Below are 18,023 nucleotides of genomic sequence, written 5' to 3' on the forward strand. Positions count from 1 at the left end.
TTACAAAATGAAAACGCCCGGCCGATGGTGCTTTTCTTGCCGCTAACCGCTTGCCAATAAACCGGCAAACGGACATAGACTGTCCGAAAATGGGTCGCACCGCATAATGAGATAAAGCCGGCTTCAGGGGCCGGAAACGGGGACACGTTGCGGATGGGTGCTGGGGGCACGATTGCCGATCGCATGCTGGGTTTTGCATTGCTCGCGGTCATCGCGGCGATGGCCTTGGTCGCGCTCGGCATAGGCCTGTCTCCCTCCACCCCGCCCGCCGACGCGCAAGCCCCCGCAAAGGGCGTCCATCTCGGCGTTGCCTCGTGCAGCGGGTCGACCTGCCACGGCCGTCAGGAAGCCGACGGCAAGATCGTCCGTCAGGACGAACTGATGCGCTGGCAGGAACCGTCCACCCCCGGCGGCGCGCACAGCCGCGCCTTCAGCATCCTGTCCAATGCCCGCAGCCAGCAGATCGCCTCGCGCCTCGGCATCGGTGCGGCAACCTCCGCGCCGATGTGCCTTGGCTGCCACTCGGCACCCGCGAGCCAGCGGGGTCCGCGCTTCCAGACGGGCGACGGCGTCGGCTGCGAAAGTTGCCATGGCGGGGCGTCGGGATGGATCGCCGCGCATTACTCGGTCGGGGCTAGCCACAGGCGGAACGTCTCGCTGGGCATGGTTCCGCTCGAAAATCCGCGTGCGCGCGCCTCGGTCTGCCTCGACTGCCATTTCGGCAGCGCCGACGAGGGCCAGTTCGTCAATCACCGCATCATGGCCGCAGGCCATCCGCGCATCTCGTTCGAACTCGATCTTTTCTCGACGCTGCAGCAGCATCATGACGAGGATGCGGATTATGCCCAGCGCAAGGGACGCAGCAACAATGTCCGCTTCTGGGCGGTCGGTCAGGCGATGGCGCTTGATCGCGCGCTCGGCCTCTATGCCAATCCCGGCCTTGGTCAGGAAGGCGTGTTTCCCGAATTCTACTTCTTCGACTGCCACACCTGTCACCGCCGCATATATGACGGCGAGGCTGCGGTGAAGACGGGCGTGCGCAATCCCGCGCGGCCGATCCCCGAGGGCATGCCCGCCTTCAACGACGAGAACATGATCATGCTCTCCGCCGCCGCGCGCGTCGCTGCACCCGGGCTCGCACAACGCTTCGACGCCGACAGCCGTGCCTTCCATGCCGCGCTCGCGCAGAACCGCGGCGCGGCCGTCGCCGCCGCGGGCAAGCTGCGCGCAAGCGCCAATGCGCTTGCCGATGCCTTTTCGGGGGCAGGCTTCGGCCGCGCGCAGACCTTCCAGATTATCGAGACGATCGCGGGCGAAGCGATCAACCCGCGCTACACCGATTATGAAGGCAGCGTGCAGGCGGTGATGGCAGTCGACACGCTGCTCAACGCGCTGGTCAATTCGGGCGCGGTATCGAACGGCGCAGCAGGCGCGATCCGTCCCGACATCAACGCCGCCTATGCCGCGGTCAAGGATCCCAACGCCTACAAGCCGATCGAATTTCGCCGGTCGCTGGGCAGCGCGGTCCGGACGATCAGGACGTTGAAGTGATGCGTAGCCGTTTCCCGGCCCTGCTCGTGGGCGCGGCCCTGATCCTGAGTTCCTGCGGCGGGAGCGATGGCGGCAGCACGCCTACCCCCACGCCAACGCCCACCCCTACCCCCTCGCCCGGCGGCCTCTACACCGCACCCGCGCAGGAGGCGCTGACCTCCGCCGAGGTGCAGCAGATCATCGCGCAGGCCGTCGCCGAAGCGCAGGCCCGCAGCAAACCCGCAAGCATCGCGGTCGTCGACCGCGTCGGCAACGTCCTCGGCGTTTTCGTGATGAACGGCGCCAACCCCAATCTTGCCGTGCCCAGGCCAGCCGATGGCAGCAGCTTCGATCTTCAGGGCGTGAATGTCCCCGGCGCAGTAGCGGGTGCAATCGCGAAGGCAATCACGGGAGCCTATCTCTCGTCGGGCGGCAACGCCTTCACCACGCGCGCCGCCAGCCAGATCGTGCAGGAGCATTTCCCGCCCGCACCGAGCACGGTGGGGCTGGAATCGGGCCCATTGTTTGGCGTGCAGTTCAGCCAGCTCCCCTGCTCCGATCTATCGGCGCGCTTCATGGCGGGCGGCGGCGCGTCGGCGCTGATCGGCCCCAAGCGCTCGCCGCTCGGCCTTTCCGCGGATGCGGGCGGCATTCCGCTCTACAAGAACGGCGTGGTGGTGGGCGGCATCGGCGTGATGGCCGACGGCGTCTACAGCTTCGATCCCAATATCCTCGACACCGACAGCGATGACGAGGAATTCATCGCGGTTGCCGGCACGGCCACTTTCGCCGCGCCCGATACGATCCGCGCCAACCGCATCACCGTCGACGGGACCTCGCTGCGCTATGCCGACGCGACACCCGCGGGTCTGAAGAGCAATCCCGCCACCGCTCCCGGCTTCGCCGCTATCAACGGCGCACAGGGCGCGCTCACCAGCGTCAACGGCTATTACAATGCGGCGGGCGGCGTGCTCGCGGGCACCGCTTACGGCACCGAAGCTTCGGGCATTCGCCGCGCGACCGCAGCGGAGTTCTCGAACACCGACGCCTTCATCCTCACCAACGGCGCGGGTGCAAACCGCTATCCGATCCGCGCAGGCACCGATGCGGGCACCGTATCCGCCCCTCTCAGCGCAACCGAGGCGCGCGCGATCCTCGAGGAAGCCTTTGCGGTCATGTCTCGCGCCCGCGCTCAGATCCGCCAGCCGCTCGACAGCCGCGCACAGGTGACGATCTCGCTCGTCGACACGCACGGCGCGGTGCTGGGCATCGTCCGCTCGCCGGACGCGCCGATCTTCGGCACCGACGTCTCGTTGCAAAAGGCGCGGACGGGGATGTTCTTCTCGAACGCGCAAGCGGGTGCGCAACTGCTCGGCAATCCCAGCACCGACGTGCAAGGCTTTGTCAGCAACGCACGGACCTTCTTTGGCGATCCCAACGCCCTTAGCGGACGCTTCGCCTTTGCCGATCGCGCCATCGGCAATGTCTCACGCCCCTACTTCCCCGATGGCGAGGTCGGCCGCCCCAATGGCCCCTTCTCGCGTCCCATTGCCAGCTTCAATCCCTTCTCGACGGGGCTCCAGTCGGCACTGGTCAAGGACAACATCCTCCAGCATGTCGGCTTCATCCTTGGCGCCGGAACGGACACGCCACAACGCTGCACCGCGACGCCCGACGTGGTCGCGGGCCAGAATCGGCTGCAGAACGGCATCCAGATCTTCCCCGGCTCGGTGCCGATCTATCGCGGCAGCCAGCTCGTCGGCGGCATCGGCGTTTCGGGCGACGGCATCGATCAGGACGACATGATCAGCTTCCTCGGCCTGCACAATGCGGGCCTGCGCGTCGGCGGCATCGGCAATGCCGCGCCCGCTATCCGCTCCGACCAGATTACCGTCGCGGTCGGCAGCCAGAATGTGCGGCTGCGTTACATAAGCTGCCCCTTCGCGCCCTTTCTGGACACCGCCCAGCAGAATGTCTGTCAGGGGCTGTGAGGATGTACCCCTACCTCCCGCTCGCTGTCATCCCCGCGAAAGCGGGGATCCAGACGATTTCTGAGACTGGCACCAGCTTCCTCTGGATTCCCGCTTTCGCGGGAATGACAGGTGGGGATCTGTAGAGATGCCCGTCGCCGCCTCCTTCATTCCGCTGCTGGCCACCATGTCGGGCAATGCCGCCGTCGTGGAAACCGAAGGACTGAGCGCGGACCTTATCGAGACGCGGCTGGCTGCCAGCTTCGCGGGCGAGCAGGAAACTCCGCCGGCACAGGGCCAGCAAACCGCACCCGCCGAACCCGAGATCGAGGCCGATGACGCGCTCATCGAGGGCCGCAAGCGTCCGGGCCAGCCTCCGACGCTGCCCGACAAGGTCACGCAGGAAAATCCGGGTGCGGTCCGCCCGCCGCCGCCCGAGGCGTTCCCCGCCGACAGTTTCCCGATCCCCGATCGCTGGAGGCTCATCGAATCGCTGGGGCTGGTGAAGGAACGCTGGTTCGATCCCTATCACCAGAACACGCTGAAGGGCGACCGCCCGATCAACCGCGAAAAGGTGAAGTGGCTGCCCATCAAGGAGGACGACTGGTTCTTCGCATTGAACGCGGTATCGGACACCGTGGTCGAACCGCGCAGCTTCCCGATCCCCGTGGGCGTCCAGACCACCGACCGTCCGGGCAGCAACGACGTCTTCGGGCGCACCAACAGCCTCGTGCTCGCGCAGACCTTCATCGTCGGCGCGGCGCTGATCAAGGGTTCGACCGCGTACAAGCCGCCCGATGTCGAATATCGGCTGACGCTCGCCTATCAGGTCAATCATGTCGACGTTCCCGAACGCCGCGTGCTGTTCGTCGAGCCCTCGAAGCCGACGCACCGCACCGACGACTTTCTCGGCGTGCAGGAAGCGTTTATCGACTATCACCTCGCGAACACTTCGGACCGCTATGACTTCCGTTCGATCCGCGTCGGCATCCAGCCCTTCAACATGGATTTCCGCGGTTTCCTTTTTCAGGACAACCAGCTCGGCATCCGCCTGTTCGGCAATCGCGACAATAACCGCTTCCAGTTCAATCTGGGCGCGATCTGGCGGCTGGAAAAGGACACAAATTCGGGACTCAACGACGTCACGCAGAGCCCGCGCGACGACTGGACGCTGTTCGCCAACGTCTTCCGGCAGGACTTCCCCTTTCCCGGCTTCACCAGCCAGCTTTCGGCGACGCTCAACATCAACCGCGAGGCAGATGATATAGAGATCGACGACAACGGCTTTCCCGTTCGCCCCGCGCTGCTCGGCGACCTGCGCGGGCGCGACTACGACATCGGCTATATCGGCTATTCGGGCGACGGCCGCATCGGGCGCATAAACCTCACCCATTCGCTCTATGCGGCGCTGGGCGAGGACCGGAACAGCATCTTCACCGGCAAACAGGCGGAGGTCCGCGCCTATTTCGCCGCCGCCGAGGCGAGCTATGACGTCAACTGGGCGCGCTTCCGCGTCTCAGGCCTGTTCGCGAGCGGCGACGGCGATCCTTACGACAACACCGAGCGCGGTTTCGACGCGATCTTCGAAAACCCGATATTCGCGGGCGCCGACACAAGCTACTGGATCCGCCAGACCATCCCCTTTGCAGGCGGCGGGCGCGTCATCAGCATCCAGGGGCGCAACGGCATCCTCAATTCGCTGCGCTCGTCCAAGGAACAGGGACAGTCCAACTTCAACAATCCGGGCACTATGCTTGTGGGTGCGGGCGCGGATTTCGACCTAACTCCCGAATTTCGCCTGTCGGGCAACGTCAACCATCTCTGGTTCCACAAGACCGAGGTGCTGCAGGCGCTCAGGAACGAAGGCTCGATCCCCAACGATATCGGCTGGGACCTTTCGGCGGCCGCGATCTGGCGCCCCAAGGCGACGCAGAACATCGTGCTGCGCCTGTCGGGGGCGGTGCTCGATCCCGGCAAGGGCTTCCGCGATCTCTTCACCAATGCGCGGCGTGACGACCGCTATTACTCCGTTCTCTTCAACGCGATTCTGGCTTTCTGATGCGCACCCTGCTCGCCCCCCACTCCGAGTACCCCGGCGAAGGCCGGGGTCCAGTCCCGAGCAAGCGACTCTGGACCCCGGCCTTCGCCGGGGTACAACTGCTGCTAATCCTTCTCCTCCTCATCCCCTCGACCGTGTCGATCGCCGCGGAAAAGGAAAAGGCGGTCAAGCGCATCTATGCCTTTACCGCACCCGCGCCACAGACGCAGGAACCCGCCGAAGCCGCGCGCAAATCCGAGGGCTGCCTCACCTGCCACACGGCGTCGGATGCGCCGACAATGCATACCGCGCCCGCGGTACAACTGGGCTGCACCGATTGTCACGGCGGCGATCCCGCCGTGCGCGGCAATTCCGAACTGCCGCACAATGCGCCAGCCTATGTCGCCGCGCGCGACAAAGCGCATGTGCTGCCGCGCTACCCCAAGAGCTGGCGCTGGCCCAGCTCGGCCAATCCCAAGACGAGCTACACGCTGCTCAATCGCGAGGCGCCCGAGTTCATCCGCTTCGTCAACCCCTCCGACTACCGCGTCGCGCGTGAAAGCTGCGGCGCGTGCCATATGGAGGTGATCGAAGCATCCGAACGCTCGCTTATGGCTTCGGGCGCCATGCTCTGGGGTGGTGCGGCCTACAACAACGGCATCATCCCCTACAAGAACTACGCTTTTGGCGAGGCCTATACGCGCGACGGCCAGCCCGCGAAGATCGTCTCGCCGGGCGAGCCGCACGGCACGGTCACTCCCGAGCAAAAGAAGCGCGGCGCGCTCGCCGAGCTCTATCCACTCCCCACCTGGCACGTCGTTCCGCCGGGCGACATCTTCCGCGTCTTCGAGCGCGGGGGGCGCAACATCAACACGCAGTTCCCGGAGATCGGCCTGCCCAACACCGGCGGCATCATTCAGCGTCTCGAGGAGCCCGGCCGACCCGACCTGAAGCAGTCGAACCGCGGCCCCGCCACGGGCCTGCGCGTCGCGATTCCGATCCTCAACATCCACAAGACGCGGCTCAACGATCCCTTCACCTGGTTCATGGGGACCAACGATCAGCCCGGCGACTATCGCCATTCGGGCTGCGCCTCATGCCACGTCATCTATGCGAACGACCGCGAACCGCGGCACAGCCTGATCTACGCGAAACACGGCCGCGACGGGCAGAGCATCACCGTCGATCCGACGATCGCGAACAAGCTCGAACCGGAGGAACATGACGACGGGCATGGTGCTCTTCGTGCTCCGGCGAAGGCCGGAGCCCAGGAATCACGCGCGCCGGCGCCCGACCACCTGGACCCCGGCGTTCGCCGGGGTACGAAGGAAAAGGGCCACCCGCTACAGCACGTCTTCACGCGGCAGATACCCACCGCGCAGTGCATGAACTGCCACATGCACCAGCCCAACATCTTCCTGAATTCGTATCTCGGCTACACCATGTGGGACTATGAGTCCGACGCGCCATTGATGTGGCCCGAAAAGCAGAAATATCCGACCGCCGCCGAGGTCCACAAGGTGCTCGAACGCAACCCCGAGGCGGCCTCGCCCAAGGGCAAATGGGCCGATCTCGACTTCCTCCGCCGCGTCTATGACGATGTGAATCCGAAGGCCAAGGACACGCAGTTCGCCGACTATCACGGCCATGGCTGGAACTTCCGCGCGATCTACAAGCGCGATCGCGAGGGGAATCTGCTCGACGCCGACGGCAAGATCGTCTCGTCCGACGATCCCGAGAAATTCCGCAAGAAGGACGCCGCCGAGTTCGTCGAGCCCGGTGAACAGAAGGGCAAGGCGGTCCATATGATGGACATCCATGCCGAAAAGGGGATGCAGTGCGCCGACTGCCATTTTGCGCAGGACAATCACGGCAACGGCCTGATCTATGGCGAGGTGGCCAACGCGGTCGAGATCGGCTGCAAGGACTGCCACGGCACCGCGGACGCGTACCCCACCCTGCTGACCTCGGGCCCTGCCGCGCGTCCGCAGGGCAACAACCTCGCACTGTTGCGCAATGCCGACGGGCAGCGCCGCTTCGAATGGTATTTTGACGCGAGCGGCAACCGCGTGCTCATCCAGCGTTCGATCGTCGATCCCAAGCTCGAATGGCGCTTGTCGCTGGTCAAGGACAGCGTCGACCGCAATAATCCGCATTTCAACGCCAAGGCCGCGCGCGCCAAGCTGATGGGCCGGACCGGCACCGAGACCGGCGAATACGGCTTCGGCCCCGGCGTGCCCAAATCGGAGCGCGCGCATACTGACGACAATATGGCATGCTTTACCTGCCACCTTTCATGGACGACATCGTGCGGCGGCTGCCACCTGCCGATCGAGGCCAACTGGAAGACCAAGAGCCACAAGTACGACGGCATAGAGAGCCGCAATTTTGCGACCTACAATCCGCAAGTGGCGCGCGACGAGATGTTCCAATTGGGCCGCCACCAGACCACCAAGGGCAATATCGTCGCGCCGGTCCGCTCGACCTCCGCGCTCGTGCTCTCCTCGACCAACATCAACCGCGAGCGCATCTATGTGCAGCAGCCGCCCATTTCGTCGATCGGCTTCTCGTCCCAGGCCTTCGCGCCGCACTTCCCGCACACCGTGCGCAAGACCGAGACGAAGACCTGCAGCGACTGCCATCTGAGCGCCGCCAACGACAACAATGCGATCATGTCGCAACTCCTGCTGCTCGGCACCAATTTCGTGAACTTCGTCGGCCTCCATGCATGGACTGGGTTGGAGAACGGCTTCGAGGCCGTCCGCGTCACCGAATGGGACGAACCGCAGGCGGTGATCGGTTCCTATCTCCAGCGCTATGCCTATCCCGATTACTGGAAACTGCATGTCGACCAGAACAAGCGCGAACTGATCAACTGGACCCGCGGCAAGACCTTCGACAAGCGCGGCTCGGGCGAGACCCAGGCGCTTGAGGAATTCCGCAATGTGACGCAGGGCACCGCGGGCGCGGTCGGCTGCCTGCAGCTCCGCGGCGAATATATGTTCGTCGCCGAGGGGCGCGGCGGCTTCCGCGTCTATGACGTCGCCTCGATCGGCAACAAGGGCTTCTCCGAACGCATCGTGACTGCGCCCTTCTCGCCGCTCGGGCAGGACATGCAGGTGAAGAGCCCCAACGCCACCTGCATGGCGATCGCGACCAACCAGCCGATCAGCCCGCTGCGCAACACCCCCGAAATGCGCGAGATGAACGAGGAACAGCCCTTCCACCCGATCTACAACTACGCCGTCGTCACCGACAGCGTGGAAGGCCTGATCCTCGTCGACATCAACACGCTCGCCGACGGCGAATTCCGCAACAACTTCCTGAAGCGTGCAGCCACCTGGAACGAGAACGATGTGCTTGCGGGCGCGCGCCACATCACGCTCGCGGGCCATTACGCCTATATCGCCGCAACCGCCGGGCTCGTCGTCGTCGACCTTAACGATCCGCTGAAGCCGCGCTACGTCACGACGCTCCCGCTCACCGACGCACGCGCCTCCGCGATCCAGTTCCGCTATCTCTGGGTCACCGATGCCGAGGGCGTTAAGCTGTTCGATGTCACCCGGCTCGGCAATCCCGTTCCCGTTCCCGCGGGCACGATCGCGCTCGCCAATGCACGCCGCCTCTATCTCGCGCGCACCTATGCCTATGTCGCGGCCAAGCAGGATGGGCTCGTCATCGTCAACATCACCAATCCCGAGGCGCCGAAGATCTACCGAAAGGAAAGCTTCGGCGGCGCGATGAACGATGCCGAGGACGTGATCGTCGGCACGACCAACGCCTCGCTCTTCGCCTATGTCGCCGACGGACGGAACGGTCTCAAGGTCATCCAGCTCACCTCGCCCGACAGCCAGCCCAATTTCTACGGCTTCTCCCCAGCGCCCGTGCCCGAGCTGATCGCCTGGGCGCGGACGCCCAGCCCCGCTCTCGCGCTCTCCAAGGGCCTTGACCGCGACCGCGCGGTTGACGAGACGGGCGGCCAGATCGCGGTCTTCGGTCGCCTCGGCAGCCGCCCCTTCACGCGCAGCGAGATGGAGAAGCTGTTCCTGAACCGCCGCGGAATTCCGTACAAAGTGCGCGACGAGGTCACGATGGAAGACTGGATTCCCGCGCTGATGGCGGCGCGAGACTTGGAATCGTCGCCCACCCGCTAAACGTCCGCTGCTGCTGTTTATCGAAAAGCCCTTGCCTAGAAAGCCTGCCACGACGGAATATGTCCGACGTCGCATCTAGGGAACCGTGATGAGATATGGCTGCCATCTGGCCGTTGTGATCGCGCTGGTCGGCTCTCCGCCGACCGGGGTGGCGGCCGAGACCGATGCCAGGCCGAAAAGTGACCCGGGCGAGATAATCTGCCGGTCCGAACCCGTGCTCGGCAGCCGCCTTGCCAAACGGCGCTATTGCCTGACGCGCGCGCAATGGGACGAGCGGCGCGCCTCTGACCGGCAAATCATCGAAAAGTCTCAACTGATCCCTTGCCTCCCGACGCGCGGATCGAATTGCTAGACCCTTTCTGAGTATTTATCTTTTAATACAAATTGTTGCGTAAATTCTCCGCCATCCTGCAACGCATGGCAGCCATCACCGCTTTGCGTCCGGCCTCACGATCGTCGCGGCAGGTCGATTGCATCTGCGGAAACATGTGATCCGAACTTCGTTGAATCCCTGCAACAACTGAAGGAGGTCGCAATGAAGAACTTTGCCTTTGCGCTCGCACTGCTGGGCGCGCTTACGATCGCGGCGTGCAACACCGTTTCGGGCGCCGGCGACGATATTCAGTCCGCCAGCAACGCGGTTGAAAATGAAATGGACTGATGTTTGAAGGGCGGGACGGCGGACTCACGCGGACAATTGATCCGTTCAGTCTGGCCGCTCTGCCATCAGTGCCCGTACCAACGGCTGCATTGACGCATCATATTTGGCGAGCATCACATGTTCGTCGGCGGTGTCGAAATGGCTGACCAGTTCGCGCCCATTCCAGCGGTGGAGCGCATAGGCGGGCGGATCCGCGACAATCATCGGCCGATTGTCGGGCTTGTCAGGGTCGATCGGCGCGAGATCGAGCGCCACCTGCGGCGCGGTCGAAGGACAGATCGTCACCGTCGTGCCGTTCCACGCAGCGACGATCGGCCGGTGGAGGTGACCACAGATCACACCTTTCACCTGCGGCTTGCCCGCGATGGTCCTGGCGAAGCGTAGCACCCACTCTTCCTCGGGATGCGTGTTCATCCAGTCTATGCCGACCTCAACGGGCGGGTGGTGCATGACGATCACCGTCGATATGTCGGTCTTCTCGGTCAGCCGCGCCGCCAGCCACGCCGCGCGCGTCTCGCAGAAGCTGCCGCCGTGACGCCCTTCCTCCAGCGTGTCGAGGATCAGGAAGCGGAGCGGGCCGGTATCGATCTCATACTGCACGAAACCTTCGGCCACGGGTATATCGGGGAACTGCGCGATGAAATTCGCGCGCATGTCGTGATTGCCAAGGCACGGCCAGACCGGAAAGGGGCACGCGCTGAGCGCATTTCGCAGCCGCCGGTAGCTTTCGGCATCCCCACGATCGACCAGATCGCCCGTTACGAGCAGCAGGTCGGGCCGGTTGTGCGGCTCGCACAGATGACGCAACACCACGTCCAGCCGTTTGCGATTGAACTCGGCCGGATTGTCGGGATCGAACCCCAGATGGATGTCGGTGATCTGCCCTATCAGCATAGGCTTCCCCTCACCCTGCCGTCACTAGAGCACTTCCCGAAAAAGTGGGAACCGGTTTTTTCGGTCAGGAAGTGCTCCAGATATTTGAATCGAGAGCCTTTCTTGTCCGGCAATGCGATTCCGCATTGCCGGGAAAGGCTCTTAGCGCGCGCCCGTTGGTTTCGCGGCATTGGTGCCACCCTTGTTATCCGCGACTCGCTGCCGCGTCGACCATGGTGCGCCGTCATCCATATGGTAGCTGTGACACAGCGCACAGCCGGAGGGCACCGGCTTCGCCACGGTCTGAAGCGACGCCCCGGCCTCCCCGACATGGCAGGTCCGGCAGGAGGCCAGATCGGGGATCAGCAGGTCGGTCGCGGCCTTCGATGTCGGCGCGGCGTGGCAACTCTCGCAGTCTTCGGTCTTGTGCGCGTCATGGTCGAACCAGCCCTTGCGGAAATAGCGCGCATTCTGGCTGACCGGCTGGACGCGCCAGGTTCCGCCCGCGCCCGGCGGGTCGATCCGGTGGCAATCGAAGCACGCACCGCCCGGCGAGAAGACCGCGCGGATCGCGGACTCGGCCTGCCCCGGCCGCGCCCCGACTGCGCCAAAATAGGCGCTATAGACCTGCCCCTCGGCATAGAGGCCCGGCCGCCGGCGCGCCATGCCGCCGAGATTTGCGGGGCGCGCGGGGCCGGTGCCACGGTAGAAGGCGCGGATATCGGCCATCACTTGCGCAGGATCGCCGTGTCTCAGCGTGCGGACGGTTCCGCCGATCTCGTCGAAGGCAAGGCTGTGACAGCCGCTGCAATCCTGCTCCATGTCGACGGGCTGAAAACGCGTGCCGCTGCTGTCTGGGCGGTGGCAATCCTTGCACGCGAGCGCGTTGCCATAGCCCTTGTCGCCCGAGAGCGTCTGCGCCATCCGCGCCACCCCGCCCGCTTTGGACAGGTGCAGCTCGTGCGGGAATTTCAGGCCATTGTCCTCGATCGGCTTCTTGTCGAACGAGATGCGCTGAGTCACTGGATGCGCGCCGCCCGGCCGCACGATCACCGCGGGGCGGAACTCAGGGTGCGCAGTCCCGAAATCCCCTGCGTCGAGCAGCCTGGTATCGGTCAGTCGCGTCTTCAGATCGGCATGGCAATCCGAACAGAATTGCTGTGCGGTGGGCTGCATCTTGCCCGCGCCCTCATGCTCGGTATGGCATTCGACGCAGCGTCCCTGCGGCACGTTGAACGCGCTTGCGAACATCAGTTGCACGCGGCCGCCCAGCCCGGGCGTCGCCTTTGCCTCCGCCAGCCGCTTCGGATCGGCATGGTCGTGCACCTGCGTATGGCATGAAGTGCAGGACGTATCGCGCACCGCCTCGAAGGGCTTTACGTGACAGGCTTGGCAGTTGTTCTCGAGGCTCTTGTGCGCGAGCGACAGCTTGCCGCTCGACCAGCTCTGGTCGGCATGGAAGCCGACGGGGCGTGTCTTGACCTCGCTATAGGTCGCCCAGCTCCAGATCGGAAAGGCGAGGAAGCAGAGCAGGATCAGCGCCGCAAAGCCCCAGGCGCTCAGCCGCTTGCCCGGCAGCAGCCCGCGCAGCGAAAAAACCCTGGCCTCATCCTTGTATTCCGACGCGTCAGACAGCGCTTCCACGCGCTCGACCGCGATGGTGACGTTGGCGCCCTCATGCCCGATCGTCAGCCGGTGCCCGCCAAAGCGCAGCTCGGCGCCCTTCGCGCTGTCGATCTCGACCTCTTGGACCGGGCGGCCATCGACATCGAAATCGAGACCGCTCACCGACTTGACGATGATCCGTCGCTGGTCGAGCCGCTCGATCTGCGCATGCCGCGGTGCAACCGCGAGGTCCTGCAGATGGATGTCGTTTTCGGCCAACCGCCCGATGCTGATCATCGTGCGGTCGATCTCCTGCGGCCGGATGATCTCCCGGCCGTCCGCGGTGCGCGAAATCTGGCGGATCAGGAAACTCATCGTTCGGCCCGGATCACCTCACGCGTCATCCCCGCGAAAGCGGGGATGACGAGGGAAGAGAGAAAAACACGCATGTCCCTCACCAGTAGAAAAAGACGGAGATGATGTGCGCGGAAAGCGCCGCGATCAGCGCAAAAGTCATCGGCACATGGACGTAGAGCCACACCTCGAGCAACGCCTTCAGCCGCAAATGCCGCCGCACCCGCGCAAGGATCGCCTCCTTGCGGACGAGCAGCGCATCGACCTTCTCGAGCGGGTCCTCGCCCAGATTGGGCTTGTACGCGGTCTCGCGCCGTATCGCGGCCTGCGCCGCGCGCGTCGCACAGTCGGGGTAGCGCCCCGAAAGCCGCTCGATCAGCCCGCAGCCGAACGGATCCTGCTCCAATGAGGATTGCACCAGCGCGGCGAGATGCTGGTCGAGCGGCTGCGCGGCGTCGTGCAACTGCCGGTCGATCGAACGCAGCGAATCGATCATCTGCGGCTGCGTCATCTCCTCGCGATTGTTGCTGAGCGCGGTTGGAATATTGGCATAGGCGACGATCCCGAAGATACCCGACAGGATCACCAGCATCATCAGCGTATAGGCGAGCGTATGGACGTTCCAGCCGAACTGGAAACCCGTGTGCAGCGTCGCAATGACGATCAGGCTCAATCCCAGATAGACATGCGCCGAGGTCCACGCCTTCAATGACCAGCGCCCGCGCGTCATCGCGCGCTTGCGCAGGCCCAGCAGCGTCAGCCACAGGATCTGCAGCGCACCGATCGTGCCGAGGACATAGCCGTACCAGCTCCCGCCATTATGGCGCGGGGTGACGTCGATAAGGAAATAGCCGACGATCACGATCAGCGAGAGCGCGCCGGAGATCTTGAGCCATTTGAAATGCTTGTGGCGCAGGAAGCCGTCGTGCAGCACCTCGCCCTTCACGCGGCCTGGGGTTGCGGCGCGCGTGGCCATCATGGAGCCTCCAGATGACTGCCGACCGCCACCTCAAACCCGCTCATGCTGAGTAGGGACCGAGCTTGTCGAGGGCCCGTATCGAAGCACGGATTGTGCGTCCCTCGATACGCCATTTCGCCACGCTCAATGGCTACTCGGGATGAGCGGGTGTGTGCGCGGCCTTTCTCCATCAGCTCTCCTCCCGCTCGAGCCGCGCAACGGTCAGGAAATCCTCGGGCGCGACCCGAATTGCGGCGCCGGTGGGGCATGCGCGCACGCACGCCGGACCGCCCTCAATCCCCGCGCACATGTCGCACTTGATCGCCTTTTTGGGCTTTTCGACGCCGGGCTCCGAATGCGCATAGGACCATTTTTTGCTCGGCTCGCCCGGTCCCGGCCCAAGTCCCAGGAACAGCCACGACAGCAGCGACGGCTTTTTGGGCGGCACGCTGTCCATGCGGATCACGCCGTAAGGGCAGTTCCGCTGGCAGTTACCGCAGCCGATGCAGGTCTCGTCGATGAACACCTCTCCGTCAGGACCGCGGTGGATCGCGTTGGGTGGGCAATCGGCCATGCAGTGCGGGTGCTCGCAGTGACGGCACGATGTCGGCACGTGAAGGTGCGCATAGGTCCGCCCCGCCTCGCGATCGAGCCGCGACAGCCCGTCATGGCTGTCGGCGCACGCCTTTTCGCAATTGTCGCAGCCGACGCACAGATTTTCGTCGATCAGCAGCACGTCGGTCGCCTCGCCGATGCCTTGATCGACAAGGAAATTGGCGACATTGGAATACATGTCGACGACGCCCGAGAAGCTGTCCTTCTTTGCCTCGATAAAGGCGTTGACGTCCTGCCGGCTCGCCATGAGCTGCTGCGTGTTCTGCTTCAGCCGCGGATTGGCATCGAGCAACTTGGCGAACGCCGCGCCCTGCAGCCTGATCACCTCGGACTTGATCGCGGCGCGGACGGTCGCGGTGCGTCTGCCGCCCGCGATCAGCGTCATCTCGCCGACATAGGAACCCGCGGGCAGATAGGAGAGGAAGACGGGCTTTCCGCCCACGGTCTTCTCCACCACCATCGAGCCCGAGCGGATGACATAGATGTCGTTCCCCTCCTCGCCCTCGGTAATGATCGGCTGCCCCGCCTTCACCGTCAGGATCTCGGCGCCGTCCAGAACATCCTGAAGATCCTCGGACTTCAGCCCCGATCCGAGCATCTGGAGCAATTGTCGCTCGGTCGAGATGCGCGTGATCGCCGCCTTGGCCGCGGGCACCTGGCTCTGCAGCTTGAGCGCGGCCGAGCGCGATATCTCGACAAGGATCGCATCCTCGCCCGCGCGGATCGTCGCGCCGCGCCGCCGCCCTGAAATCAGCCCGACCTCGCCGAAAATCGATCCCGTTTCGATCGGCACCGTGATCGACGGATCGTCCTTGTCGACCTGAACCAGCACCGATCCGCTCGCGATCGCAAACAACGACGATCCTGTCTCAAGCCGCTCGAAGATCATCTCCCCTGCGCGGGAGAAGCGCACTTCCGAATCGAGCATGAACTCGCGCATCTGCAGCGGCGAGACGCCGTTCAATATGCCGACATTCGAGCGCAGGAATTCGAGCCACTCATTGACGCTCTTGCGTCCCGGCAATCCCGCGAATTTTGCCTCGAGGATCGGCTCGTCTGCCGGCTTCAGCGCGGTATTGCCGTTGATGAACTCGACGACGTCATAGCCCTGGTTCATGCAGTGCTTGATGAGCGGATAGCCCGCCAGCGCGCCGATCACGAAGATGCCGGGCACCGTCGATTCGAAGGTCGGCGACAGCTTGGGATAGGAGACCCGGTCCGCGCTCGAGAACTGCACACCCGTCCCCGCCGCGATCGCCTTCTTGCCGTCCTTTTCCTCGAAGCTCGCGCAGCAGCCCTCGACGAAGCCGCGCGGCGGCGCCGAGCCCATGCGCGCGATCACACGGTCGCAGCGCGCCTTCAATTCGCCGTCGCGCGTGTCGAAGGTGATCCAGCCCTTGTCGATCGCCGAGGACGTCGTCTCGCGCAGGATCGTGACGCGCCCCGCCGCCTCAGCGGCGAGCAGCGCCTTGATATTGGCGTCCTTGGCGGTTGAGAATTCGGCCGAGCGGTTGACGATCGAGACCGTGTTGCGCTGCTCAGGGTCGGCCGCGAGCCCCAGCGCATTCTCGATCCCCGCATCGCCCGCGCCGATCACGACGATATGCTCGTCGATATATTCGCCGGGATCGTCGAGTTGATACTGGACCACCGCGCCCTCGCCCACCGGGCAGCGCACGAGATTGGGATTGCCCTGCGTCCCGATCGCGAGGATCACCGTCTCGGCGTTGATCGTCTCGCCCCTGGTCGTCGTCAGCACGAACGCGCCTGCAGCGCCCGTGATCGCCTTCACCTCGGCATTGAGCTTCACATTGACCTTGCGCCCCGCGGCCTGCTCGTCCCAGGTGCCGAGCACTTTCTCGCGCTTGCCCGCCTCGAAATCCATGTCCGAGCGCAGCACGAGCTGGCTCGGCGTGGCCATGACGTGCTTGCCTTTCTGGTATTTGTAGATCGTGTCGGAGAGATGATCGGTCTTTTCGAGCAGCACATGACTCAGCCCCAGCTCCGCAGCGCGTGCTGCGGCGCTCAGCCCGGCCGGCCCGGAACCGATGATCGCGATGCGAAAACCGTCGCTCACGAGCTTGCCCCATCCCCCTTCAAACGGACACGCTACGTATGTCTTTTCGTTTGCGTATCCAACAGGTGCGAACCCGTGTTCACTCTATCATCCTGAGCGCGGTGCGCTAGAGTCCCGCGCCACAGTTTTTGACGAAAATCGGGGGTATATTCATGGCCGGAGCGGGCAGTTCCAGAGAAAACGGTACAAATATCGGTCGTATCGCGCTGATTTTGGCTGCGATCATCGCCGCGGTCGCTATCGGATTCGCGGTCGCACGTTCGACCGGCCTGCTCGATTCGCCCGCCGAAACCGCAACCCCCGCCGCACCCGCCACCACAGCCGAACAGGCGATCGCGCAGCTTGAGGCGCGGCTGAAGGACAAGCCCGACGACGTCGAGGGCTGGCAGATGCTCGGCTGGTCCTTCTTCGAGACGAACCGCTATGCCGAGGCGGCGACCGCCTATCGCAGGGCCGTCGCCTTGAGCCCGAACAACGGCGAGCTGTGGTCGGCGCTCGGAGAGGCGCTCGTCATGGCCGGCCCCGACAAGCCGATGCCCGCGGACGCCGTCAAGGCGTTCGAGACCGCGATCGCGAAGAATGCGCAGGATCCGCGTGCGCGCTATTTCCTGGCGGTCAACAAGGATCTGAATGGCGACCACAAGGGCGCGATCGAGGACTGGTTCGCGCTCTTGAAGGCCACCCCCGCGGGCGCCCCGTGGGAGGCCGACCTTAAACGCACGATCGAACAGGTCGCCGAGCGCGAGAAGATCGACGTCAAGGCGCGCCTCGCCGCTGTTACATCTGCCCCCGCCACACCCGGCACGCCCGAGGTCGCGACCGCCGCCATTCCCGGCCCCAGCCGCGAGCAGATGTCCGCCGCCACCAAGCTCCCGCCCGGACAGCAGGAGGCGATGGTCCGCGGCATGGTCGATGGGCTTGCCGCGCGCCTTGCGCAGAATCCGCGCGACGCCGATGGCTGGATTCGCCTGATGCGCAGCCGGATGGTGCTGGGCGAAACCGCGCAGGCAAAGGTCGCGCTCGACACCGCGCTCAAGACCTTCGGCAATGCGCCTGCCGAAAGGGATCGCCTGCTCGCTGCAGCTAAGGAACTCGGCGTCCCCGGCGCCTGATCCACCGAGTACCCCGGCGAAGCATGTCCTGAGCGCCTGCCTTGCAGGCAGTCGAAGGGGCCGGGGTCCAGAGTCG

At 64.6% G+C, this 18,023-nt stretch carries 11 protein-coding genes; 7 read left to right on the forward strand and 4 right to left on the reverse strand.

Annotated features, from left to right (window positions below; translation table 11 throughout):
* Positions 1 to 153: 153 nt before the first annotated feature.
* The 6 genes from D3876_RS02065 to D3876_RS02090 all read left to right on the forward strand — a co-directional run bounded on the left by D3876_RS02065 (position 154) and on the right by D3876_RS02090 (position 10,353).
* Positions 154 to 1,551, forward strand: a complete 1,398-nt coding sequence (locus tag D3876_RS02065) for a multiheme c-type cytochrome (protein ID WP_119759449.1) — start codon at positions 154 to 156, stop codon at positions 1,549 to 1,551.
* Positions 1,551 to 3,521, forward strand: a complete 1,971-nt coding sequence (locus D3876_RS02070; RefSeq protein ID WP_119759450.1) for a heme-binding protein — start codon at positions 1,551 to 1,553, stop codon at positions 3,519 to 3,521. The genes D3876_RS02065 and D3876_RS02070 overlap by 1 nt, the downstream gene beginning before the upstream one ends.
* 127 nt (positions 3,522 to 3,648) lie before the next feature.
* A complete protein-coding gene (locus D3876_RS02075; protein ID WP_119759451.1) occupies positions 3,649 to 5,559 on the forward strand; it encodes a hypothetical protein in 1,911 nt (636 codons plus the stop codon).
* Positions 5,559 to 9,692: a multiheme c-type cytochrome gene (locus tag D3876_RS02080; protein ID WP_119759452.1), complete on the forward strand. Its 4,134-nt coding sequence runs from the start codon at positions 5,559 to 5,561 to the stop codon at positions 9,690 to 9,692. The genes D3876_RS02075 and D3876_RS02080 overlap by 1 nt, the downstream gene beginning before the upstream one ends.
* A gap of 88 nt (positions 9,693 to 9,780) precedes the next feature.
* Entirely contained in the window at positions 9,781 to 10,044 is a 264-nt protein-coding gene (locus D3876_RS02085) for a hypothetical protein (protein ID WP_119759453.1), read from the forward strand.
* 183 nt (positions 10,045 to 10,227) lie between these two features.
* A complete protein-coding gene (locus D3876_RS02090; protein WP_119759454.1) occupies positions 10,228 to 10,353 on the forward strand; it encodes an entericidin EcnA/B family protein in 126 nt (41 codons plus the stop codon).
* A 45-nt stretch (positions 10,354 to 10,398) separates the two neighbouring features.
* Here the strand turns inward: D3876_RS02090 and D3876_RS02095 are convergent, their stop codons facing one another.
* The 4 genes from D3876_RS02095 to D3876_RS02110 form a co-directional block, all read right to left on the reverse strand.
* Entirely contained in the window at positions 10,399 to 11,247 is an 849-nt protein-coding gene (locus D3876_RS02095; protein WP_119759455.1) for a phosphodiesterase, read from the reverse strand.
* Positions 11,248 to 11,388: 141 nt separating this feature from the next.
* Entirely contained in the window at positions 11,389 to 13,206 is a 1,818-nt protein-coding gene (locus tag D3876_RS02100; protein ID WP_119759456.1) for a cytochrome c3 family protein, read from the reverse strand.
* Between the two features lie 79 nt (positions 13,207 to 13,285).
* Positions 13,286 to 14,161: a hypothetical protein gene (locus D3876_RS02105; protein ID WP_119760914.1), complete on the reverse strand. Its 876-nt coding sequence runs from the start codon at positions 14,159 to 14,161 to the stop codon at positions 13,286 to 13,288.
* A 172-nt stretch (positions 14,162 to 14,333) separates the two neighbouring features.
* Positions 14,334 to 16,835: a cyclic nucleotide-binding domain-containing protein gene (locus D3876_RS02110; protein ID WP_119759457.1), complete on the reverse strand. Its 2,502-nt coding sequence runs from the start codon at positions 16,833 to 16,835 to the stop codon at positions 14,334 to 14,336.
* 152 nt (positions 16,836 to 16,987) lie between these two features.
* Here D3876_RS02110 and D3876_RS02115 point away from each other — a divergent pair, with 152 nt between their 5' ends.
* The gene (locus D3876_RS02115) at positions 16,988 to 17,947 is read left to right on the forward strand and encodes a tetratricopeptide repeat protein (RefSeq protein ID WP_238475204.1); all 960 of its coding nucleotides are present in this window, start codon (positions 16,988 to 16,990) and stop codon (positions 17,945 to 17,947) included.
* The last annotated feature ends 76 nt before the right edge of the window (positions 17,948 to 18,023 follow it).

It is taken from the genome of Sphingomonas cavernae (assembly GCF_003590775.1).
GTDB classification, from domain to species: Bacteria; Pseudomonadota; Alphaproteobacteria; order Sphingomonadales; family Sphingomonadaceae; genus Sphingobium_A; species Sphingobium_A cavernae.